Consider the following 22,455-nt stretch of genomic DNA (forward strand, 5'->3'; position numbering starts at 1 on the left):
GGAGTTCCATCCCTCATGACCGACGCAACCACCAGCGGCAAGGCCAGTCCCGGCCCGTCACGAGTGACGCTGTACCGCAACGGCTCCGTCTACACGGCGGCCGATCCGTTCGCCACCGCCATGCTCGTGGACGGTGACACTGTCGCGTGGGTGGGTTCGGAACAGGCAGCTACGTCGATTGCTGACAGTTCGATGGACGTCATTGACCTCCGCGGCGCGCTTTTGGCACCCGGATTCGTCGATTCCCATGCGCATCTGACGGAAACCGGCATGGCCCTCGATTCGCTGCAGCTGGGCGGTGTCCGTTCCGCACGGGAGCTCCTCGACGCTGTTGCGGGGGCAGCCACGGCCGGCCCCGTCCTGGGTCACGGCTGGGATGAGTCGCTGTGGGAAGATCCCGCCCTCCCTGGCCCGGACGAGCTGGAACGAGCCGCTGCGGGCCGGCCGGTCTTCCTGTCCCGCGTCGATGCGCATTCGGCGCTTGTCTCGCCGGCCCTGGCAGCCACGGCACGGCTCGACGAACTCGACGGCTTCGCCGCCAGCGGTCATGTCAAGCGGCAGGCACACGCCGCGGCCCGGCAAGCGGCCCGGAGTCTTCCCGCTGCGGCCCTTCGGGGACATCAGCGGCGTGCATTGAAAGAGGCTGCCGCGAACGGCTATGTCGCACTGGCGGAGATGGGCGCCCCGCACATCGGAAGCGTGCTGGACCTGCAGCTTGCAGCCGGGTGGAATATTGCCGCTGAATCCGACACGGCAATGCCGGAGGTTCTGCCGTATTGGGGGCAGCTGGTCTCATCGAAGGCGGAAGCCGAGGCGCTGCTGGCTGAGCTCGGGGTTCCGGTCCGCGGGCTGGCAGGCGACCTGAACATCGATGGGTCAATCGGCTCTCGCACCGCCTCCCTCCGGGAGCCGTATGCGGATGCACCGGGGGAAAGAGGAACGGCGTACCTCTCCACGGATGAGGCGGCTGCCCATCTGGCGGCCTGTTCCGTTCTGGGGATCCAGGGCGGGTTCCATGTGATCGGCGACGCCGGCCTCGATGCCGCCCTGGACGCGCTGGAGCAGGCCGCCGCGGAGGTAGGAGAACAGCGAATCCGCGCGGCGGGACACCGATTTGAACACGTCGAAATGGCTGACGCGGAGGCAATCGCGAGGCTCGGCAAGTACGCGGTCACAGTGAGCGTCCAGCCCGCCTTCGACGCTGCCTGGGGCGGTCCGGGCAAGCTCTATGAGCAGCGCCTTGGGGCCAGAAGGCGGCATATGAACCCGTTCGCGTCCTTCTACTCGGCCGGCGTCCCTGTCTGTTTCGGCAGCGACAGCCCCGTCACCCCGCTGCGGCCCTGGGCCACGGTGAGAGCTTGCCTGGAGCACAACAACCCTGCCGAGCGGATCTCGGCCCGGGCAGCTTTCCTTGGCCACACACGCGCCGGCTGGCGGGCAGCCAGGCACGCCAATCCGATGGCGGGACAGTTAGTGCCAGGCGCACCTGCCACTTTTGCGGTCTGGGATGTCGAGGAGCTCATGGTCCAGGTCGCCGACGGCAGGGTCCAGTCCTGGAGCACCGATCCGCGTGCCCGCACACCCTTGCTTCCGGCCCTCGACACCGGTTCCGATCCGCGCTGCCTCCAGACCGTCCGGGACGGACTGGAACTGCACTCCTCGGCGGGCTTCCGCGGCTGAGGGCTGCAGCGGCGGACGGCACTGCAACAAAGCGCCACGGAGCCGTGAATTTGCGGAGGATTGCCCGCAGTGAAACCGGCCCTGACCTGCGGCTATACATTAAGGGGCAGGTCAGGTGCCGGTTGACAGGGCATCGGCAGTCCGTAGCATTGAGGGTCAACGGACGGATGCATTTGGAGCGGTGTCTGTCTGGCCACCAGCGAGACAAATCGGACGCGCAAGCCACCGGGCGACACGCGGCGGTGGCACCCCGTGGGCGGGTCCATAACGCATCAGAAAACAGTTCCCTTACCGGCAACCGCGTAAACCGGAACTGGCCCGAGGCGTGTGTGGACCTGCCCGTGGCATGTCCGGCACAGGGCGGGCATGGCTGGGCACACTCAGAATAGTTGCAGCGGAGTCCCGGCTGAGGACAAGGTGTGCAGAGAGCGGCGGAAAGACGGTCTGCGTATCGCCCGTATAATGGAGAGTTGCGCTTTGCGAGTCGGCGGCCCCGCCACACTCCACGCGTGCTGACCGCTCCCATCCAGGAAAGGCCTCCCCTGTGCGTGTCCTCACCATCATTCCCACCTACAACGAGCTGGAGTCGCTCCCAATCACACTGGGACGCCTGCGTGCGGCGGTGCCGGCAGCCGACGTCCTCGTTGTGGACGACAACAGCCCGGACGGCACCGGACAGCTGGCGGACGGTATCGCTGCCGAAGACAACCAGGTCCACGTCCTGCACCGCAAGGGCAAGGAAGGGCTGGGCGCAGCCTACATTGCCGGGTTCAAGTGGGGTCTCGAGGCCGGCTATGACGTCCTGGTCGAAATGGACGCCGACGGATCGCACCAGCCGGAGCAGCTGCCCCTGCTGCTGGACGCTGTGGAACAGGGTGCCGACCTCGCGATGGGCTCCCGCTGGGTACGCGGAGGAAGCGTCGTTAACTGGCCGCTGTACCGGCAGGCGATATCCCGCATCGGCAGCACCTATTCCCGGATCATGCTGGGAGTCAAGATCAGGGACGTGACGGGCGGCTACCGCGCCTTCCGACGCACCACCCTGGAGAAGCTGAACCTGGACCAGATCGAGTCTGTGGGCTACGGCTTCCAGGTGGACCTGGCGTGGCGCGTCGCCAAAATGGGCCTGAAAATCGTCGAGTGCCCCATCACGTTCGTGGAGCGTGAACTGGGCGCCTCGAAGATGAGCGGAAACATCGTGGTCGAAGCCATGATCAATGTGACGAAGTGGGGCCTGACGGCCCGCTGGAACAAACTGACGGGAAGGCGGCCGGCGTCCAGCCGGGCATAGCCGCTCCGCCCGGCTGAACCGGCTCAGCTTTCGCCGGCAACACAAAAGGCCGGATCCGCTGCATGTGCGCAGCGGATCCGGCCTTTTGGCGCTTCACTGGGGGCTAGGCTGAGCGCCTTTCGCCCCGCCGTTCACGCAGAATGGTGAGGCGGTCTTCGAGGATCTGCTCAAGTTCGGGAAGCGACCGGCGCTCCAGCAGCATGTCCCAGTGTGTGCGGACAGCCTTTTCATTGCTGGTGTCCGGGCGTTCGCCATCAACGAGCAGCGCTTCTTTGCCGGTTTTGGAAACCCAGACAGGGGGGATCTCGGCTTCGGAGGAGAAGGTTACAAAGACCTGCTCGCCGTCCTCGCACCGGTACTCAACCCGCTGACGCGGAGCCGGCTCCACGCCGGATTCGGTCTCCATGCTTTGGGCGCCAAGACGCATGCCCCGCAGGCTGCGATCGCTCATGATTTCTCCCTCTGGTCGGTTCGCGGAGCGGGCTCCGCGCTAGCCGGAGGTTTCAAAGCTGCCTCCGGACTACGTTGTGCTCTACGTAGCATCATTAATTGAAACGCTCTGCCAAGCAATGTTGTTCCGAACGGAGTGAACCGACCGGACAAATATCCCATTATACGGATTTGCTGCCTCTCCAGCAACGCGGAGGCGGCTCCAAGGGCCTGCCCCCTCTACGCCATGGAAGAGGGAGGCCCGCCCGGCGGCGTGCCTCCCTCGTATTCCGCAATCTAGGATGCAGGCTGTTTGTCGGCGTCGTCACCCGCGCCGAACAGGTCGCCGGAGCGCGGGTCGGGATTGGTGCCGCCCAGCGCGTTGCCGATTCCCTTGAGGGCTTCGCCCACCTCGCTGGGGATGATCCACAGCTTGTTGGAAGAACCTTCGGCGAGTTTGGGAAGCGTCTGCAGGTACTGGTAGGCGAGGAGCTTTTGGTCCGGATTGCCCTTGTGGATGGCATCAAACACCTTTTGGATCGCCTGGGCTTCACCGTCGGCGCGGAGGATGGCCGCCTTGGCGTCACCCTCCGCTTTGAGGATGGCCGCCTGCCGCTGGCCTTCCGCCGTCAGGATGGCCGACTGCTTGGTGCCCTCGGCCGTCAAGATCGCGGCACGGCGGTCACGTTCAGCCCGCATCTGCTTCTCCATCGAATCCTGGATGGAGTGGGGCGGATCGATCGCCTTCAGCTCCACCCGGGAAACCCGGATGCCCCAGCGGCCCGTGGCCTCGTCCAGCACACCGCGGAGCTGGCCGTTGATCTGGTCGCGGGACGTCAGCGCCTCTTCGAGGTTCAGGCCGCCCACCACATTCCGGAGCGTCGTGGTGGTCAGCTGCTCCACAGCCTGGATGTAGTTCGCGATTTCGTACGTTGCAGCGCGGGGGTCCGTCACCTGGAAGTAGACCACGGTGTCGATGGACACCACCAGGTTGTCCTCCGTGATCACGGGCTGGGGCGGGAACGAAACCACCTGCTCGCGAAGATCCAGCAGCGGCAGCAACCGGTCAACGAACGGGATCAGGATGGTCAGGCCAGGGTTCAGGGTCCGCTGGTACTTTCCCAGACGTTCAACAACACCGGCCCGGGCCTGTGGCACGATCCGCACTGAACGAACCAGCACGATGACGACAAAGACGATCAGGACCAGCATCACGATCGTGACGGCGAATCCTCCTGGACTATCCATACTTCTCCTTCATTCCCCAATTTTTCAGTGAAGCTGTACGTTGACGGCTCAGCCGCCATATCTGCTGCCGCCTGCTTGGAAACAGCAGAAATCTTGATGTGTCCGGCGGTTACTGGATGGCGGTTTCCGACTGTGGTGCCACGACCGCCGTCGCGCCTTCAATGGCGGCAACGATCACGCGCTGGCCTTCCGCCAGCACACCGGAGTCGGAGCGTGCACTCCAAATATCGCCGCCGATCTTGACCAGGCCCCCGGTGGAGGACACGGCCTCCATGACAAGCGCCGTCTCGCCGATCAGGCGGTCAATGTTCGTGCGCTGTTCAGCGGGTCCTTTGTGAAGGTGCTTGAGCGTGACCGGCCGGACGAAGGCGATCATCAGCAGGGACACTACGCAGAAGACTACGATTTGAAGCCACAGGTCAGCCCCGGTGAAATCGGCCACAAGCGCGGCCAGGGCGCCTCCGCCAAGCATGATGAAAAACAAATCAAGGGTCAGCATCTCCACGGCTGCGAACGCGAGAAATACCGTGAGCCAGAGTGCCCACCAGTTTTCGCCTAGCCATTCGAACATTCGGTTCCCCCTTGATCCCGGGGGCTGCGGGGCAGACCCTCAGTAACTTTCTTCCATCCTAGATCGAACCGGCAACGCCGGGCAGGTGACCGGCGAGCCCGCGCCAGAACGTGGCCAAGCCGTTATTTATCGGCCGCCCCCGCGGGGAGAAAGACACTGATCCGGAACTTACAGCTGACACCGGTCAGAGCTGGGAAGCGGGCCAGCCGGGCCGCCAATTCGCCGCGGTCGGTGTGGTGGCCGGCAGGGCCCATGAGGGCCAGGTTGGCAACGTCAGCCGGGGAGAGCTCAAGATTTAGGTCGAGGTCCTGCGCGGACAGCAGTTCAAAATGGGCCGCGAGAGCGTCGGCCAGCCGTTCATCCTTTCCAGGCTCTATCCCGAGCATTCCCGTCTGGCTGGCGATTTCGCCGAGGTGCCCACGCCGGGGCGTCACCACAACCAGCCGGCCGGAGGGCTTGAGTACGCGGGAGAATTCAGCGGCGTTGCGCGGCGCAAACACCACCGTCACGACGTCGACGGCGGCGTCCGCCACCGGAAACGGCTGCCACACGTCGCTCACCAGGTTTACGGCCTCGGGGTTGAGCCGTGCCGCGCGCCGGAGCGCGAACTTTGAGATGTCCAGTCCGACGGCGGCAATAGGCACCGCTGTGCCCACGCGGTCGAGTACCGCCCGCAGGTAGTGGCCGGTTCCGGTGCCGGAATCAAGGACTGTTGGTTCCGGGCCGCGCAGGGCAGGTACGGCCGCGGCAGCCACCGAATCTGCAAGCGGCCGATAATGTCCGGCGTCGAGAAAGGCGGTGCGGGCGGCCACCATGTCAGCAGTGTCCGCCTCGAATGCAGTTCCCTTGCCGACCAGCAGGTTGAAGTAGCCCTGCCTGGCGGCGTCGAAGCTGTGGCCGGCTTGGCAGGTGAGGGCACGGGCGAGGGAGGCCGTGCCTCCATCCGCCCCGGCCGGGACGGGAGCGAGGCCGGCGCGGCAGACAGGACACAGCAGGGCAGGCAGGCGGGATGGCATGGGGACAATCCTAGGGCTGTTGACCGGGTGCGCCAGAAGGTAAAGCCGTGGGGAAAGGGAACCGTGAGGTGTTTCACACGCCTCGGCCGAGACGCTAGGCTCACGTGGGTGAAGCCTGAACACCTGCCGCTGCTCAAGTCCGTCTCCGCCCCTGCCGCCCACCCTGACGGCTCACGCGCCGTTGTGTCGGTCACCCGCCCCGACTTCGATGCCGACGCTTACGTGGGCCAACTGTGGAACGTCCCCCAGGATCCCGAAAAACCGGCGCGCCGAATAACACGCGGCTTCCGGGACACCGCTCCGGCCTTTTCCCCTGACGGCCGGGTCCTAGCCTTCCTGCGGGCCACCCCCGGCGGCAAGCCGCAGCTGCACGTGGTGGAAGCCGCCGGGGGAGAGCCCCAGCTCCTGACGGACAGGCACCTCGGGGTCTCCTCCTACGCCTGGTCACCGGACTCGCAGCGCATAGTCTTTGGCTCAAGGGAGCCTGACGACGGCCGCTATGGCACCATCGAGGGCGTCAGCGCAGGCGGTGAAGATGCCCGCCTCATCACCGGCTTCAAGTACAGGATGAACGGCGTTGGCTACACGGGCGACAAGCCGTTGCAGCTCTTCATTCTGGATGTTCCGGAACTTGGCGGGGAGCCCGAAATTAGGCCCGCGGGCCGCGCGCTCAGGGACGGTGCGCGCACCGCTGTGGACCGGCCCGGGCAGTCCGCCGGCAACGCAGGAGCGGCCATCGGCCTTCCGGACGCGAGGCAACTCACGACGGCGGCAACGGACCACACCGGTGAATCCTTCAGCAGCGACGGATCATCGGTCTACTTTGTGGCCGAACTGCACGAGGCGAGCGATCAGGACCTGGTCAGCGGCATCTACCGCCTTCCCGCCGGCGGCGGTGATCCGGTGCCGGTCAAGGCCCCAAACGTTGGGCCCCAGACCGTTCTTGACGTCCGCGAGTCGCAGGACGGGAAGTGGCTGTTTTTCACCGCCCAGGACCTTGGCGGCTCCAGCCGGGACTTCGTCGCAAAGAACACCGTTCTCCACGTCATGCCCGCGGCGGGCGGAGAAGCCCGGGCGCTCAGTGACGCCGAAAACATGGACGTTGCCGCCCCTGGTGCTCGGATCGAGCTCCGCGGCAGCGACGCTGCCCTGGCCCTGAACAACGCCCAAGGCACGGTGGAACTGCTTGAGTTCAGCGCCACGGGTAGCCATGCCCTGCTGGTCCACGGCGACAGGGTGGTCACCGGCGCCGGCGCCGCCGGCGCGTCACTGTTCATCAGCTTCACGGACTCCGCCACGGAAGGCGACGTCGCCTTCCTCGGCAACGGCCAGCTGCGGCTACTGACGGATTTCTCGGCCGCCCTGCGGACGGAGGCCGGCATCATCGAGCCCCGGGAGCTGGTCTTCCCGTCGCCGGATGGGTACGAAGTCCACGGCTGGGTGCTGATGCCGCCGGGCAAGGGCCCGCACCCGGTGCTGCTCAACATCCACGGCGGTCCGTTCGCGCAATACACCGTGGCTCTCTTTGACGAAGCGCAGGTCTACGCGGAGGCCGGCTACGCGGTGGTGATGTGCAACCCGCGCGGTTCGGCAGGCTACGGGCAAGCGCACGGCAGGGCCATCAAGGAGCGGATGGGCACTGTGGACATGCAGGACGTTCTCGCCTTCCTGGAGGGTACCCTGGACAAATTCTCCGCGCTGGACGCCAAGGCCCTCGGGATCATGGGAGGTTCCTACGGCGGATATCTCACCGCATGGACCATCAGCCAGGACCACCGCTTCAAGGCCGCGATCGTGGAGCGGGGTTTCCTGGATCCGGTCAGCTTCGCCGGCTCATCCGATATCGGCTGGTTCTTCGGCGGCGAATACACCGGGGAATCACCCGAGCAGGTGGCGGCCCAAAGCCCCATGGCCACGATCGCCGGCGTCCGGACGCCCACCCTGGTCATCCACAGCGAGGACGATCTCCGTTGCCCGGTGGAACAGGGCCAGCGGTATTTCACTGCGTTGAAGCAGCAAGGCGTGGAATCGGCGTTCCTGGTATTCCCCGGCGAAGACCATGAACTGTCCCGGTCCGGCACGCCTCATCACCGCCGTCAGCGCTTTGAGCACATCCTGGCGTGGTGGGCACGGTACCTGCCAACGGAGTCCAACCGTGGTGCGGAAGGCCAAGAGGCGCGAAACGAGGAAGCCGCGGACTAGCGGGTGGGGGACTAGGGGCCGTCCGGGTGGCCCGCACTTGGGAGCCCGGGTATTGAGGAACCCTGCAGAAATCCAAGCTCCTGGCGGGACTTCCCAATGCCCGGTTCGGCCCAGCGCGCCGCGTACTCACTGTTGGTACTGAGCGAGCGGAGCTGGGCCCTGTCGATATACAGCGTTCCGTGGAGGTGGTCAGTCTCGTGCTGGACGATCCTCGCCTGCCAGCCGCTGAAGTCCCGGCTCATCGGATCTCCTGCCGGCGTCAGGTAGTCCAGCCGGACACTTTCCGGCCGTTCCACCACGGCCTGCAGCCCGGAAAGGGACAGGCAGCCTTCGAAAAAGGCAGCAGTCCGGTCTCCCAGCGGCTGGTAGGCCGGGTTGAGGACGGCGAAGAACTCAAGCGGTATCCGGCCCCTCGCTGCCGCCATGTCGTCATCGACCTCAAACCGGTCTTCGAGAACGGCAAGCTGAAGCGGAATCCCCAGCTGGGGCGCCGCCAGGCCCACACCGGGTGCCGCGTGCATGACCTTCCTCATCACCTCAACCAGCTGATCAAGTTCGGCCGCGCTTAACTGCCCCTCGAACGGAGCGGAGCGTTGCCTCAGGACAGGATGTCCTGCCTGGACTATGGGCGGCAGCGTTTCCAGCGCGAGCAGTTCCTGCACGGTCTCCCGGATGCGGTCAGGGGTGTAGGAGGTTGGCGGAGATGCTTGGTTCATGGGGAAAGCCTAATGGGGCGCGCAGGCCGCCGTGACGAAGTCGTAGATCTTGCCCCTCAAGGCGGTCCCGGCGGCGACTTTCACGAGGCCTGTGCGGGCACCCACGGCAACGCGGAGCGGAACGAGCGTGCCCACCTTGTCCTCGGCAACCGCGTGCGGATCGCAGCGGGCGGGACGGACTCCCAGGTCCAAATTGACGGCCGGGCCGCCGGCTTTCACCATGATGTCCCGGGGCCAGGGTCTGGCGGGATCCTCGGCCAACAGCGTTGTGGTCTCAATGCGCTCGATGACCAGGCTCGTGGCGGCCCCGCCGCGGCCGGGGGCCGGTGCGCCCTCTGCCGGAGAACCGGGAGCCGGCCCGCTGGCGGTTCCGGAGGACTTCGGAACGCCGGGCCGGATGAACAGATGAAGCGCGGCACGCTCGCCGTCGGCGGACACAGTGAGTTCCGGTCCGAGGACGATCCCGGCGACGGCACGTACCTCACTGGCCAGGCACTGCTCCGAATTGTTGCGGGCCAGCACGCCGAAGGGGTCTGTGGCAGGAACGTTCCGCTGTGCGGGGCCCGGCGCAGAGCCGGGCACCAGCGTGACGGTCACGACCGGCAGCGGAATGTCGACCCCAGGGCTTTTGCTGCCATCCGGAGCGGGGCCGGGGCTGCAGCTGGCAGGCGTCAACTTCGCAGGCAGACTCTTGCCCTGGCCGGGCGGGAGGTCGACTCCGTCCGGGGAGCCGTGCCAGTCAATCCCCGCTGCGAACAACGGGCTGGCGACGCCCGCTGACTGCACCGTCACAGTGTCCTTGCCGTTGTTGGTCAACTGGATCTCGATGATTTGGTTCCCGTAGTTGTCACGGAACTGATTCACCATCGCGGTGAGCGGCGCAGCAGCGGAGGAACCCGCGACTGGGCTCGGTTGCCCGTCGGGCTCAACAGGTTGCGGGGTGCACGCGCCGGCACCGAGCAGCGCAGCAATGGCGAGAACACAGCCGCCTGCGGCACTTACCGAGTGGGAAGTCCGGGACATGGGAGCCATGCGGGCGCTCCCCGCCAAGTGGAATTTGTATTGCACGGTCATGGGTCTCTCATTGCATGGTGAACCGTCTGGCCACGTGGGCGTTCAGCGCCGGCGCCGCTCCTATCCGCGCGATCGCGGCGTTCCGCATCCGCAGCAGTCCGTCCGGGAGCGGCCTGCCCAGCGCCATGTTCACCTCGGCCTGGCGTTTCGCCCCTGCGGCGGCCCGGCGCCTCGACGCGTCGAACCGGCGAAGGTCCGCCCCGGATGGCCGGCTGTGCAAGGCGGCCAGGATGACCGGCGCCAGGGATTCCGCGTCCAGCCAGCCAAGGTTCATGCCCTGGCCGCCGATGGGGCTGATCTCGTGGGCGGCATCTCCGATAAGGGCTGTCCTCCCGGCCACCATGCGCGCCGCCAGGCGGGAACGGACGCCGAAGCTGCTGAGCATGCTGTTGCTGCCGGCGTCCAGGGCAATACCGGTTCTGTCGCCCACGAGGCCGGCCAGCAGATGAGGGTCGGGACGGTCCGGCGGCCGGGAAAGCCTGACAACCCAGCGGCGGACTCCGCCCGGCAGCGGAAAGGATTCGACGATCCCGCCGGCCTCGAGAAACAGGGCAGCGTCCTCCCCGTACGGGCTCGAGTCAGGGAAGTCGCCCATCAGATAGTGGTCCGGGTATCGCCGCTCCGCAGCGGGCACGCCCAGCAGCCGCCGCACTGTGGAATTTGCGCCGTCCGCCCCCACCGCCAGCGAGGCGGAGAACCTCCGCCGGGTGCCGGCGACCGTGGCGTCGGCAGTGACCCTGCCGCCGTCGTCGTGCATGTCCGTCACCTGCGCTCCGCGAACCAGGGCACCGCCGTCCAGTTCCAGGAGCCGGGCCTCGAGGACGGCCTCAGTGACCGGCTGCGGGACGGCCAGGACGAACGGGTAGCGCTCCGACACCGGCGCGAACGGCATGTGCGCGATTTCCTGGCCCAGCCATACGGCGCGTCCACGGCGGATGGGGATCCCCCGGGCGATCAGCGGAGAGGCTGCGCCGATGCGGTCCAGGGCGGACAGGGCCGGGGGATGGATGCCGATGGCCCGTGTATGCGGGTTCCGCCCGGTCCGCTTTTCAAGGATGCGGACGGCCACTCCATGCTGCAGCAGCAGCGCGCCGAGATAGAGGCCCACCGGGCCGCCGCCAACGATCAGGACATCAGTCACGGCCGGCATCCCGCATGTAGGTGAGCAGGCAGTGGAAAGGGGAGTGGGGCTCCGCTGACCACCCAAAAGGCACGACGGCGGCAAGTTCCGTCACGGTGTAGCTGCGCCTGATGGAGGTCAGGCCGTCGCGGCGGATGTACGAGCCGGCCAGTGGCAGCGCGCCCGCCGCAAACAAAGCGTAGGCCAGGGCGCTGCGCCGGAGATCGTTGTGGAGCACGATGCGCCGGGACAGCACCGCGGAATCGCTGAGCAGGTTCTGCAGTTCGGCCGGGGTGAGGTGGTGCAGCACGTGGTTGGAAATGACGATGTCGTAGGCCCTGCCCTCCGCGACGAGCTCGGCACTCGTGGCCTGGCGGAACTGAACCCCCCGCACGGGTTCCCGGCTCGCTGCAAACCGGTAGGCGCGGGCGTCGGGATCTATGCCCGTGATGTTGAGCTGAATCCCGTCCCTGGCCGCCCACTTGGCCAGCATCAGCGCCAGGTCCCCGCCGCCGCAACCGATGTCCAGCATGGTGGACGGTGCGGCGGGCGTGAGGAGCGGCCGGAGCCTGCTGCGGTACAGGAGGTGCCAGCCCGAGACGGCGCGGTTGACGAGTGCAAACTGGCTGTACGTGCGGTTAAGGCGTTCCGGATCGCAGTCCGGCCGGTCCATGTCCTCGATGGCCTCGGCGTCGCGCGCGCCCAGTAGTCCCACGGCGCGGTCAGGCCAGGGAGGATTCGGCCTCGTCCGCCAGCCGTGGGTCTTGGAGCGGTTGGTTTATCTTCGTGAAAAGTCCGGTTTCGACCGTCAGCCCGGGTCCGAAGGCCATGGAGCAGATGCGTTCGTCGCCTTCCTGCGCCGGAAGATCGAGGATGTGCCTGAGGACGAAGAGCACTGTGGCGCTGCTCATGTTGCCGAAGTTCCGGAGGGTCTCACGGGCCGGGACCAGTTGCTCGTCGGTGAGGTCCAGCCGGGACTGCACCTTGTCCAGGATGCTGCGTCCACCCGGATGGATGGCCCAGTGGGTGATGTCCCGGTAGGGGAGTCCGGTGAGCGAACTTTCGCGGGCCAGCAGCGGTTCCAGGGCGCCCACAATGTGGTCGTCGATGATGTGCGGAACGTAGTTGCCGAGGACCATTTCAAAGCCCTCATCACCGATGTTCCAGGCCATTGAGTCTTCACCTACCGGCGTGAGGACAGTTTCGAAGTGGTCCAGCTGCACCAGCGGCGTTGATTCGGGTACTTCGCGCGCTGTGACGACGGCGGCTGCCGCGCCGTCCGCAAAGAGAGCTGAGCCCATGATGGCGTCCGGATCGTTGGAGGTGCGGACGTGGAGCGAGCAGAGTTCGGCGCAGACGACGAGGACGACCGCCTCCGGGTCCGCCTCGCAGAAGGACTTCGCGGCCCGGAGCGCCGGGAACGCGGCATAGCAGCCCATAAACCCGAGGTGGTAGCGCTGCACTGCAGGATTGAGACCGAGCGCACGGACGATCTTGTAGTCCGGGCCCGGGTTGAAGAACCCCGTGCACGAAACGGTGATGAGATGAGTTATGTCAACTGGATCGATCCCGGCGCAGCTGGAGACGGCAGCAGAGGCGGCCTCGATGAAGATTTTCGTGGCCTCCCTCGCGAACAGGTCGTTGCGGGCCTTCGTGCTGGGGCTCCGGAGCAGTCCCGTGGCGGGATCGAAAAACTGCGGGTTCTCCGCCTGCGAATCCATGGTCAGTTCCTGGACTGCCGTGTAGCGGGTATCGATGGCGGCTGAGTCGAAGCAGGTGGAAACCAGCCGTGAGCCGAGCCGTGTGAGGCCGGGCTGGGCAGCAAACACGTCGCGTGCTTCCGTCTGGATGAGCAATGTGGGCGGAACAGCTGTTTCGAGTGCTCTCACGTAGACCGTCATTCGTTCATTCTTAGTGAGAGCACGCCTTAAGACAATGGATGGGCCGGCTGGCCGTCGTGCGTCATGGATCAGATGTCCAGACCGGTCAGGAATCGAGAAGCGACGGTCACGTGCCGCGGCTAGACTGAGCCAGATAATCCCGATGCGCGACTTCAGGAGTGACCATGACCGGCTCTTCCACCCAGGGAATCAAGACGGTGCTGCATCCCGTTTCCGACCTGGCGGCTGCCAAAGCGGTGTACTCCGCCCTGCTCGGCGTACCGCCGCAGACCGATGAGTCCTACTACGTCGGGAACGTCCTGGGGCTGCTTCAGGACCGATAAGTGCCGGGCCCCGGAGGGGTGACGCGCCCACGATGGTGAACCGGGCGTACCGCTCGAGGCTGGTTAGATGGAGCCAGTGGACGCCGACGGAGACCGCGAAGGCGGCCCGCTAACAGATGGAGACACGATGATCACGGCCACCCAGACGGACACGCAGTCGCCAGCGCAGCCGATTGCCGACACCCACGACCTGATCCGCGTGCAGGGCGCACGCGAGAACAACCTCAAGGACGTCAGCATCGAGATTCCCAAGCGACGGCTGACGGTGTTTACCGGTGTCTCCGGCTCGGGCAAGAGTTCACTGGTGTTCAGCACCATCGCCGCGGAGTCGCAGCGGATGATCAATGAGACCTACAGCGCGTTCGTGCAGGGCTTCATGCCGAACCTGGCCCGGCCTGACGTCGACCTGCTCGAAGGCCTGACGACGGCGATCATCGTGGACCAGGAGCGGATGGGTGCGAACCCGCGCTCGACGGTGGGCACCGCCACCGACGCCAATGCGATGCTGCGTATTCTCTTCAGCCGGCTCGGGCAGCCGCACGTCGGGCCGCCCACGGCGTTTTCCTTCAACGTCCCGACGCGCAAAGCGAGCGGGGTGATGAGCACCGAGAAAGCCGGTGGCCGGGTCGAGAAGAGTGTGGTGCAGGGTGCCGTGTACCTGGGCGGCATGTGTTCACGCTGCGAGGGCATGGGCTCGGTCTCTGACTTTGACCTCACGGCGCTGTACGACGACAGCAAATCGCTCGCCGGGGGTGCCCTAACGATCCCCGGCTACAGCATGGACGGCTGGTACGGCCGCATCTTCAGCGGGGCCGGCTTCAACATGGACAAGCCCATCGCGAAGTTCACCAAAAAGGAAATGCACGACCTGCTCTACAAGGAGCCGACCAAGATCAAGGTCGAGGGCATCAACCTGACGTACGAGGGGCTGATCCCCAAGATCCAGAAGTCGATGCTCTCCAAGGACGTCGAAGCAATGCAGCCCCACGTCCGGGCCTTCGTGGAGCGCGCCATCACGTTTCAGACCTGCCCCGAGTGCGACGGCACGCGGCTCAGCCCGGAGGCCAGGTCCTCGAAGATCCAGGGCAAGAACATCGCCGAGCTGTGTGAGATGCAGATCAGCGACCTGGCCGCGTGGGTCCGCGGGCTCAACGAGCCTTCGGTCGCGCCGCTCCTCAAAGGCTTGCAGCACCTGCTCGACTCGTTCGCGGAAATCGGGCTGGGTTACCTCTCGCTGGACCGGCCGGCGGGCACGCTGTCCGGGGGAGAGGCCCAGCGCACCAAGATGATCCGACATCTGGGCTCGTCCCTCACGGACATCACCTATGTCTTTGACGAACCGACGATCGGCCTGCACCCGCACGACATCGAGCGGATGAACCAGCTGCTGCTGCAGCTGCGCGACAAGGGCAACACCGTGCTCGTCGTTGAACACAAGCCCGAGACCATCGCCATCGCCGACCACGTGGTCGACCTCGGCCCCGGGGCGGGCACGGCAGGTGGCAGCGTGTGCTTCGAGGGCACCGTCGAGGGCCTGCGCGGGAGCGACACCATCACCGGTCGCCACCTCGACGATCGGGCAAGGCTCAAGGAGTCGGTGCGGACGTTGTCCGGCGCGCTTGAGGTCCGCGGGGCGTCGGCACACAACCTCCGGGGCGTCGACGTCGACATCCCGCTGGGCATGCTCTGTGTGCTCACGGGCGTCGCCGGCTCCGGCAAGAGCTCGCTGATCCAAGGCTCGGTCGCCGGCCGCGACGGTGTCGTGGTGATCGACCAGGGCGCGATCAAGGGTTCGCGTCGGAGCAACCCGGCCACGTACACGGGGCTGCTCGAACCAATCCGCAAGGCGTTCGCCAAGACCAACGGCGTGAAACCCGCACTGTTCAGCTCTAACTCTGAAGGCGCCTGTCCCACATGCAACGGGGCGGGAGTTATCTTCACCGAGCTGGGCGTCATGGCCACCGTCGAATCCACCTGCGAGGACTGCGAGGGCAAGCGGTTCCAGGCGCCGGTGCTGGAGTACACGCTAGGCGGCCGCAACATCGCCGAGGTGCTGGCGATGTCGATGACCGAGGCGGCGGCGTTCTTCGGGGCCGGGGAGGCACGTACTCCGGCCGCCCACAAGATTCTCGACCGGCTCGTGGACGTCGGGCTCGGGTACCTTACCCTTGGCCAGCCGCTCACGACGCTTTCCGGCGGCGAGCGGCAGCGGGTCAAGCTGGCAACCCAAATGGCTGAAAAGGGCGACATCTACGTGCTCGACGAACCGACCACCGGCCTCCACCTCGCCGACGTCGAGAACCTGCTCGGCCTGCTCGACCGGCTCGTCGACTCCGGCAAGTCGGTCATCGTCATCGAGCACCACCAGGCGGTCATGGCGCACGCCGACTGGATCATTGACCTCGGTCCGGGAGCCGGCCACGACGGCGGCCGGATCGTCTTTGAGGGCACACCGGCCGACCTCGTCGCCGCCCGTTCCACCCTGACGGGCGAGCACCTCGCGGCCTACGTCGGCGCGTGAGATACGGGAGATCCACCCGACCCTTGTTGGTTCAGGGTTGGGCCTGGGCCCCGAGGTACTGGCGAAGCCCGGGAATGGCGAAGCCGACGTTGCCGTGGCCGGCTGATTCGATCAGACGGCTGCAATGAGCCGGTTGCGGCACTTGGACACCACGTTGGGCTTGGACTGGATGACGCCATATCAGGTTCGCGCTCAACTCCGGTACAGCCGACGTCGGCAGGTTGGTCACCGGCTGAAGCTAGAGTCGCGCCATCAACGCGTACACGACGCGTGCAACGACGCGACTTGATACTGCGCCGATCAGCCCCTTCCGGCTGATTATAGAAACGCCGATAATCTACATTATGTCAACCTACGGTTCAGAAGGGGCCCGTGGTGCGATGGTCTGGAAGTGCCCGCCGGGGCGGGCCGGCGAAACAGCGAGACCCGCATTGCCTACCCGTGCGATCCCCACTCCTGACGAGGCGCAGACTGAAACCGCACGGGAAACGCATCAATCTTGACTAAGGACGGTTGAAGATCCGAGGAAGGCTCCGGTGCAACTTCACTAGTGCAAAAGTACGGTTTACCTCCGCCAGGATGGAGATAAGCTTCGGGCATGTCAACTCTTGGGGGTAAATGTTGGATCCGCGGTATCGCGATGTTACTGGTTTTAGCCAGTTCTGGAGTGGCTTTATGTTCCTGTGAATACATGAACGAGGAGGCGGCTCCGGCTACCGCACACCCCGGCACCTCCCGGCCAGCACCCCCTCCCCTGCCAAAGGCCGACCCCGACCTCGCCGCCGTCCGGGCAAGAAACCAGGCGCAACTGGAAATCCGCCTGGGCCCTAGACCTGATGGTGTCGTTTTGGGCGGCTCAGGCGGACTGGGCGGCGACGGGTACCGCGCCTCGGTCATTGGCATACCCAAGGGAAGCTACAAGGTAACCGCTGCATGCCTCGGCGTACTCAAGGCATCCCTCACCATCTCGCAGCCCGATCGCCGAGGAGGAACGGGGCACGAGCTGGCCCTCGATTGCGGAAAGGCAAATAGCGTGAATCTGGAGCTTGACGTAGGGCCGGTATCGGCACATGCCTTTCGCATGACCACTGAACCGGGCAGCGCTGCTGTCGCCGGTTTCTGGATGGTCCCCGCCGCCTGACCTGAGTCAGGCCGCGCTACCCGCCGCCCTCACAGTGAGTACCGATAGCGAAGATTACGCCAACCTGAAGTGCTCCGATTGCAGAATCTGCAAGACATGACCTGCTGCCCTCGGCGGCGCCGCATGAACAAGTACGGTAGCTGGACCATGGCGACCACTTCATGCGCCCCAGGGCCGGTATGTCCCCTTCCTGCGCTGTGATCTGCCATGCACTCAGGCGGCTGCTTATTACAGTGGTCGCTCACATGCTCCTTGACACCCCAACCCAACGCGGGATATGTTCTATCTCACACCCACTAACGCGCGTTAGTAACGCGCATCAGTGGATCCAGCTAGACTCTCATCCAAAGTTCAGCCCTAGTTACTAGACATCGGACGGTCAATGAAGACGAACTCACGGCAGGCCAAAGTGACGATGCAGGATGTCGCGGACCATGTCGGGGTCTCCCGGACGACTGTTTCCTTTGTCCTGAATGGTGGAACGGGAAACGGGATTCCACAAGAAACCCGTGACCGCGTCCACCGGGCCGTGACCGAACTGGGCTACCGCCCGAACGCGGGAGCACGAGCGTTGGCGTCCAAGCAGACCAGGCTGTACGGGCTTATTACGGAAATCGTGACCGCGCCTTTTGCCGCCAACATCGTCCGGGGCGCCCAGGAACAGGCCGCGCGGGAGGGTAAGACCCTTCTCATCGCCAGTACTGACTGCAGCATTGACGCCGACCGGCAGGCCATCGAGACGATGCTCGAGCACCGTGTCGAGGGTCTGATCTATGCAACAAGCTGGCATAGGGGTGTGCGGTTGCCTGCTGTTGCGGACGAGGTGCCGACGGTCCTGGTTCACTGTTTTGACGAGGCGGCCAAACTCCATTCCGTCATTCCTGACGAGGCTCAGGGTGGCTACGCCGCCACGATGAGGCTCATCGGGGCCGGACACGACCGGATCGGGCTCATCAACCTTGATCCGGTCATTCCAGCAGCCATCGGCCGCCGGTCCGGTTACATCCGCGCCCTTGAACAGGCAGGTATAGGTCTGGATGAGAAGTTGATCATTAACGAGGACGGCGAGGCAGATCAGGGCTACCGCGCGGCGTCCTCCCTCCTTGACAGCGCTTTGCCGCCTACCGCGATCTTCTGCGCCACTGACCGTATGGCCATGGGCGCTTACGACGCCATCAAAGAACGAGGGCTTCGTATCGGGGACGATATCTCCGTGGTTGGCTTCGACAACCAGGAAATTATCGCCAACTACCTGCGACCGAGCCTGACGACCGTCGCACTGCCGTTCCGGCAAATGGGCGCAACCGGCGTCGCGCTGCTGGCAAAACTGGCAGCGAACCGCGATCTGGCCCCGCTCCAACACGTTATCGAATGCCCTCTGGTGGAGCGTACATCCGCGCGCCTGCCGGTCCCGGCGTCCTGACGTCCACCATCCGCTAACCCCATCTCCATTTCACTGACGAATCGAGTTCCCTCATGCCCAAAATCCATCCCAAAAGGTCGCTGTCGGTTGTTGCAGCCACACTGGCGATCGGCGCGCTGGCTCTGACCGGCTGCAGCGCCGGAAACACATCTGGAGGCGCAGCAAAAGGTGGAGGCTCCTCCAACGGGCTCCTGACAATCCCCCGGGAGGACACCGCAACGTTCACCAGCAACTTCAACCCGTTCTCCCCGAACGCGCTTCCGATGACGCAGCAGTCGGTCTTTGAGCCCCTGCTGATCGTCAACCCTGTCAAGGGCGAACCCGTACCCTGGCTCGGGGCATCGTGGAAAGCAGACAAAGACGGCAAGGGAGTGACATTCACCCTCCGCGACGGGGTTAAGTGGTCAGACGGACAGCCTCTGACCGCCGACGACGTTGTGTACACCTTTGAACTCCAGAAAAAGATCCAAGGCGGATTCGACTACCTGGCCAAGGTCTCCGCCGTCGACGCACACACCGTCCGCTTCGATTTCAATAAGCCCTACGCACCCGGACTTTACGAAGTCGGCCAGCAGGTCATCGCCCCGAAGCATGTCTGGTCCAAGATCGCGGACCCGGCAAAGGCCACCAACGACAACCCGGTGGGCACCGGCCCCTACACACAGGTCTCCCATTTCCAGACACAGTCATTCGAACTTGATAAGAACCCCAATTACTGGCAGCCGGAAAAGCAGCAGCTTACCGGGATCAGGATGCTGGCATTCGCCGGCAACTCCGGGGCCAACCTCGCCCTGCAGAACGGCGACGTGGACTGGAGCGACCAGTTCATCCCCAACGTGCAGAAAACCTTCATCGACAAGGACCAGGCGCACCGCCACTTCTGGTACCCCACCACCGGGGGCACGATCAACTGGCAGCTGAACACCACCAAGGCTCCCTTTAACGATCCAGTCGTACGCAAAGCACTCAGCATGGCCGTGGACCGCGATCAGGTCGCCAGCCTGGGCATGTCAGGCTACACCCACCCGGCCGACTGCACCGGCCTCAGCGACGCCTACAACAGCTGGCGCGACCAGAGCATCGTCGAGAAGTGCGACTGGACGAAGCTGAACGCGGACAAAGCCAACCAGATGCTCGATGCCGCCGGCTACAAAAAGGGAACCGACGGTATCCGCACCCTCAAGGACGGCAAGCCGTTCCAGTTCAAGTTCTCTGTCGGCTCGGCATCTTCGGACTGGCTCTCCGTCGGTCAGATCATCTCCAAGAACATGGAAAAACTCGGTGTGAAGGTCGAGGTCAACTCCCCTGACTGGTCCCAGGTCGTCTCCGGGTACACTGACGGATCCTTCGACAGCGGCATCGTCTGGAGCAACTCCGCCGCGACGCCCTTCGAGTTCTACCGCGGCGTAATGTCACAGAAGGTTGTTGTGCCGGTCGGCAAAAAAGCCAACGAAAACTACCACCGGTTCGGCGACGCGGAAGCGACCGCAACGCTCGACAAGCTGGCGGCAACGGCAGACCCGGCAGCGCAGAAGACCCTCATTGACTCCCTGGAGGCACGCTTCAATGACGTGGCCCCGGTGATCCCGCTGTTTTCCGGTCCGGCGTGGGGCGCCTACACCGACCAGCGATTCACGGGCTGGCCCAGCAACGATAACCCGTATGCAACTCTTTCGGCCCGCTCGGCCACCACAGTGCTGGTTCTGACCTCACTCAAGCCGGCCCAGTAGGCATCACGTGGCTGTTCGGGGCCACCGGCTCCGAACAGCCACCAAAGCCGCTGCACACACGCACCGCACCGTTACCACCTGCCGGACCCGGACCGATCCCCGGGCGGCGCAACAATCATCAAGAAAGAAGCGGAATCATGGTATTCCTCCTCCGCCGCCTGGGGTTCTACGTAATCGCCTTCTGGGCCTGCATCACCCTTAATTTCTTCCTCCCGCGGCTGATGCCCGGGGACCCCGTCAGCAGAATGTTCTCCCAAGTCCAGTCTCAGATGCGCCCGGACCAGGTGGATGCGCTCCGCCGGCTCTTCGGTCTGGACGACCGGCCCCTCTGGGAACAGTACCTCGCCTACATCGGCAACATCTTCCGTGGGGACATGGGCATCTCGCTGTCCCGGTTCCCCTCCCCCGTTTCGGAGGTGATCGGCTCACAGATCGGATGGACCCTCCTGCTCGGCGGCACCTCCCTGGTTATTGCCGTCATTCTGGGCAATTTCCTCGGCGTCCTGGCAGCATGGCGGCGCGGAAAGTTCCTGGATTCCGTCTTTCCTCCGCTGCTGATTTTCGTCGGATCATTTCCCTACTTTTGGCTGGCCATGGCCGCTCTATATCTGTTTGGGATAACCCTGGGCTGGCTGCCTCTGAGCCATGCCTTCTCCACGGGGCTCAGCGCCTCGTTCTCCTTCGAATACATCGGCGACGTAGCCGCTCACCTCATCCTCCCGGCCCTGACCATTGTCCTGGTCTCCATCGGCGGCTGGATGCTGGGGATGCGCAACACGATGATCGCCACCACCGCTGAGGACTACATCACGATGGCTCGGGCCAAGGGACTCCGTCCGGCACGGATCATGTTCCAGTACGCGGCGCGCAACGCCATGCTGCCCTCAGTGACGTCGTTCGGCATGTCCCTTGGCTTCGTCGTCGGCGGCGCTCTCCTCACCGAAACCGTGTTCGCGTACCCGGGCATCGGCTACCAGCTCCTGACCTCCGTCCAGGCGCTGGACTACCCGCTGACCCAAGGCATCTTCCTGACCATCACCGCCGCCGTGCTGGCAGCTAACTTCCTGGTCGACATCATTTACGTACGGCTGGACCCCCGGGTCCGGGTCAGCTAGAAACAGGTCCCCCATGTCACTTACAAACTCAACACCTACCGCGACCACCACGGCCGGCAACCCCACCGTTCAAGTACCGGAACCTCCGGTCCCCGGACGACTTGCCCACGGAGGGTTCGTCCACGGCATCCTCACGAACAAGAAGGCCCTCTTCGGGCTGGCCGTCCTGGTCGTATTTGCCCTCCTGGCACTGCTGGCACCCCTCCTGGCCCCGGGAAACCCCTCCGACTTCGGCCCCGAAGCATCCCTGGCGCCATCCGCGGCCCACCTGCTCGGAACCACCTCCAAAGGCCAGGACGTGCTCGCTTTGACCCTGTGGGGATCGCGAAGCTCACTGACGGTCGGATTCATCGTGGGCATAGCGGCGACCTTCATCGGCTGCCTCGTCGGCATCGCCTCCGCGTACTTCGGCAAGGCCATCGACGAACTACTCTCGCTGCTGACCAACATTTTCCTGCTCATCCCCGGACTTCCACTCCTGGTGGTCCTCGCCGCCTTCCTGCCGCCGGGCCCCGCCACTGTCGTCATCGTCCTGGTCATCACCGGCTGGGCCGGCAGCGCTCGTGTGCTCCGCTCCCAGGCACTGTCTCTGCGCAGCAAGGACTTCGTCGCCGCGGCCGTGGTGACCGGTGAGAAAGCCTGGCGCATCATGTTCCGGGAAATCCTGCCCAACATGGCCTCCATCGTCATGAGCACCCTGCTCGGCTGCGTCATTTACGGCATCGGCGCCCAGGCAGGCCTGGAGTTCCTGGGGCTCGGCGATACCGGCTCGGTCAGCTGGGGAACCAACCTCTATTGGGCAAACAACGACGGCGCCCTGATGACCGGCGACTGGTGGGTGCTCCTGCCCTCGGGCGTAGCCATCGCCGTCGTCGCATTTGCCCTGGCCCTGATCAACTACGCCGTTGATGAAATCACCAACCCCCGCCTGCGCGTGGAAAAGAAAGGCTGACA

Annotated in this window: 19 protein-coding genes; 10 read left to right on the forward strand and 9 right to left on the reverse strand. The window is 65.0% G+C overall.

Annotated features, from left to right (window positions below):
* The first annotated feature begins 15 nt into the window (after positions 1-15).
* Together AC1D14_RS15510 and AC1D14_RS15515 are read left to right on the forward strand one after the other, a co-directional pair.
* A complete protein-coding gene (locus AC1D14_RS15510) occupies positions 16-1,680 on the forward strand; it encodes an amidohydrolase (RefSeq protein ID WP_476881843.1) in 1,665 nt (554 codons plus the stop codon).
* A 544-nt stretch (positions 1,681-2,224) separates the two neighbouring features.
* The gene (locus AC1D14_RS15515) at positions 2,225-2,971 is read left to right on the forward strand and encodes a polyprenol monophosphomannose synthase (RefSeq protein WP_230119394.1); all 747 of its coding nucleotides are present in this window, start codon (positions 2,225-2,227) and stop codon (positions 2,969-2,971) included.
* Positions 2,972-3,074: 103 nt separating this feature from the next.
* On the opposite strand, the gene AC1D14_RS15520 is transcribed toward AC1D14_RS15515, so the two are convergent.
* From AC1D14_RS15520 to AC1D14_RS15535, 4 genes are all read right to left on the reverse strand, one after another.
* A complete protein-coding gene (locus AC1D14_RS15520) occupies positions 3,075-3,422 on the reverse strand; it encodes an RNA polymerase-binding protein RbpA (RefSeq protein ID WP_003802221.1) in 348 nt (115 codons plus the stop codon).
* A gap of 275 nt (positions 3,423-3,697) precedes the next feature.
* A complete protein-coding gene (locus tag AC1D14_RS15525) occupies positions 3,698-4,648 on the reverse strand; it encodes an SPFH domain-containing protein (RefSeq protein WP_230119395.1) in 951 nt (316 codons plus the stop codon).
* A 109-nt stretch (positions 4,649-4,757) separates the two neighbouring features.
* Complete coding sequence (locus tag AC1D14_RS15530) at positions 4,758-5,219, reverse strand: NfeD family protein (RefSeq protein ID WP_230119396.1); 462 nt, start codon at positions 5,217-5,219, stop codon at positions 4,758-4,760.
* Between the two features lie 122 nt (positions 5,220-5,341).
* Positions 5,342-6,235 carry a methyltransferase domain-containing protein gene (locus tag AC1D14_RS15535; protein ID WP_230119397.1) on the reverse strand — a complete coding sequence of 298 codons (894 nt, stop codon included), beginning with the start codon at positions 6,233-6,235 and terminating at the stop codon, positions 5,342-5,344.
* 108 nt (positions 6,236-6,343) lie between these two features.
* Here AC1D14_RS15535 and AC1D14_RS15540 point away from each other — a divergent pair, with 108 nt between their 5' ends.
* On the forward strand, positions 6,344-8,437 hold the full coding sequence (locus AC1D14_RS15540; protein ID WP_476881842.1) for a S9 family peptidase: 2,094 nt from the start codon (positions 6,344-6,346) through the stop codon (positions 8,435-8,437).
* An 11-nt stretch (positions 8,438-8,448) separates the two neighbouring features.
* Here AC1D14_RS15540 and AC1D14_RS15545 read toward each other — a convergent pair whose 3' ends face one another.
* The 5 genes from AC1D14_RS15545 to AC1D14_RS15565 are packed head-to-tail and all read right to left on the reverse strand — an operon-like array spanning position 8,449 to position 13,248.
* Entirely contained in the window at positions 8,449-9,153 is a 705-nt protein-coding gene (locus AC1D14_RS15545; RefSeq protein WP_476881841.1) for a peptide deformylase, read from the reverse strand.
* 9 nt (positions 9,154-9,162) lie between these two features.
* Positions 9,163-10,227: a hypothetical protein gene (locus tag AC1D14_RS15550; protein WP_476881840.1), complete on the reverse strand. Its 1,065-nt coding sequence runs from the start codon at positions 10,225-10,227 to the stop codon at positions 9,163-9,165.
* A 7-nt stretch (positions 10,228-10,234) separates the two neighbouring features.
* The gene (locus tag AC1D14_RS15555; protein ID WP_476881839.1) at positions 10,235-11,368 is read right to left on the reverse strand and encodes an FAD-dependent oxidoreductase; all 1,134 of its coding nucleotides are present in this window, start codon (positions 11,366-11,368) and stop codon (positions 10,235-10,237) included.
* Positions 11,361-12,020: a class I SAM-dependent methyltransferase gene (locus tag AC1D14_RS15560; RefSeq protein ID WP_476968738.1), complete on the reverse strand. Its 660-nt coding sequence runs from the start codon at positions 12,018-12,020 to the stop codon at positions 11,361-11,363. Before AC1D14_RS15560 ends, AC1D14_RS15555 begins: the two co-directional genes overlap by 8 nt.
* A 49-nt stretch (positions 12,021-12,069) precedes the next feature.
* Positions 12,070-13,248, reverse strand: a complete 1,179-nt coding sequence (locus AC1D14_RS15565; RefSeq protein WP_476968735.1) for a type III polyketide synthase — start codon at positions 13,246-13,248, stop codon at positions 12,070-12,072.
* A 164-nt stretch (positions 13,249-13,412) separates the two neighbouring features.
* Between AC1D14_RS15565 and AC1D14_RS15570 the strand changes: the two genes are divergently transcribed.
* The 7 genes from AC1D14_RS15570 (at position 13,413) to AC1D14_RS15600 (ending at position 22,453) form a co-directional block, all read left to right on the forward strand.
* Positions 13,413-13,571 carry a hypothetical protein gene (locus AC1D14_RS15570; protein WP_230119404.1) on the forward strand — a complete coding sequence of 53 codons (159 nt, stop codon included), beginning with the start codon at positions 13,413-13,415 and terminating at the stop codon, positions 13,569-13,571.
* Positions 13,572-13,698: 127 nt separating this feature from the next.
* Entirely contained in the window at positions 13,699-16,092 is a 2,394-nt protein-coding gene (locus AC1D14_RS15575; RefSeq protein WP_230119446.1) for an ATP-binding cassette domain-containing protein, read from the forward strand.
* 691 nt (positions 16,093-16,783) lie between these two features.
* Entirely contained in the window at positions 16,784-17,233 is a 450-nt protein-coding gene (locus AC1D14_RS15580; RefSeq protein ID WP_230119405.1) for a hypothetical protein, read from the forward strand.
* 382 nt (positions 17,234-17,615) lie between these two features.
* Complete coding sequence (locus AC1D14_RS15585) at positions 17,616-18,656, forward strand: LacI family DNA-binding transcriptional regulator (protein ID WP_230119406.1); 1,041 nt, start codon at positions 17,616-17,618, stop codon at positions 18,654-18,656.
* 53 nt (positions 18,657-18,709) lie between these two features.
* On the forward strand, positions 18,710-20,386 hold the full coding sequence (locus AC1D14_RS15590) for an ABC transporter substrate-binding protein (protein ID WP_230119407.1): 1,677 nt from the start codon (positions 18,710-18,712) through the stop codon (positions 20,384-20,386).
* Positions 20,387-20,523: 137 nt separating this feature from the next.
* Positions 20,524-21,501: an ABC transporter permease gene (locus AC1D14_RS15595; protein ID WP_230119408.1), complete on the forward strand. Its 978-nt coding sequence runs from the start codon at positions 20,524-20,526 to the stop codon at positions 21,499-21,501.
* Positions 21,502-21,514: 13 nt separating this feature from the next.
* Positions 21,515-22,453 carry an ABC transporter permease gene (locus AC1D14_RS15600; RefSeq protein WP_230119409.1) on the forward strand — a complete coding sequence of 313 codons (939 nt, stop codon included), beginning with the start codon at positions 21,515-21,517 and terminating at the stop codon, positions 22,451-22,453.
* The last annotated feature ends 2 nt before the right edge of the window (positions 22,454-22,455 follow it).

It is taken from the genome of Arthrobacter sp. P1_B11, from assembly GCF_056406715.1.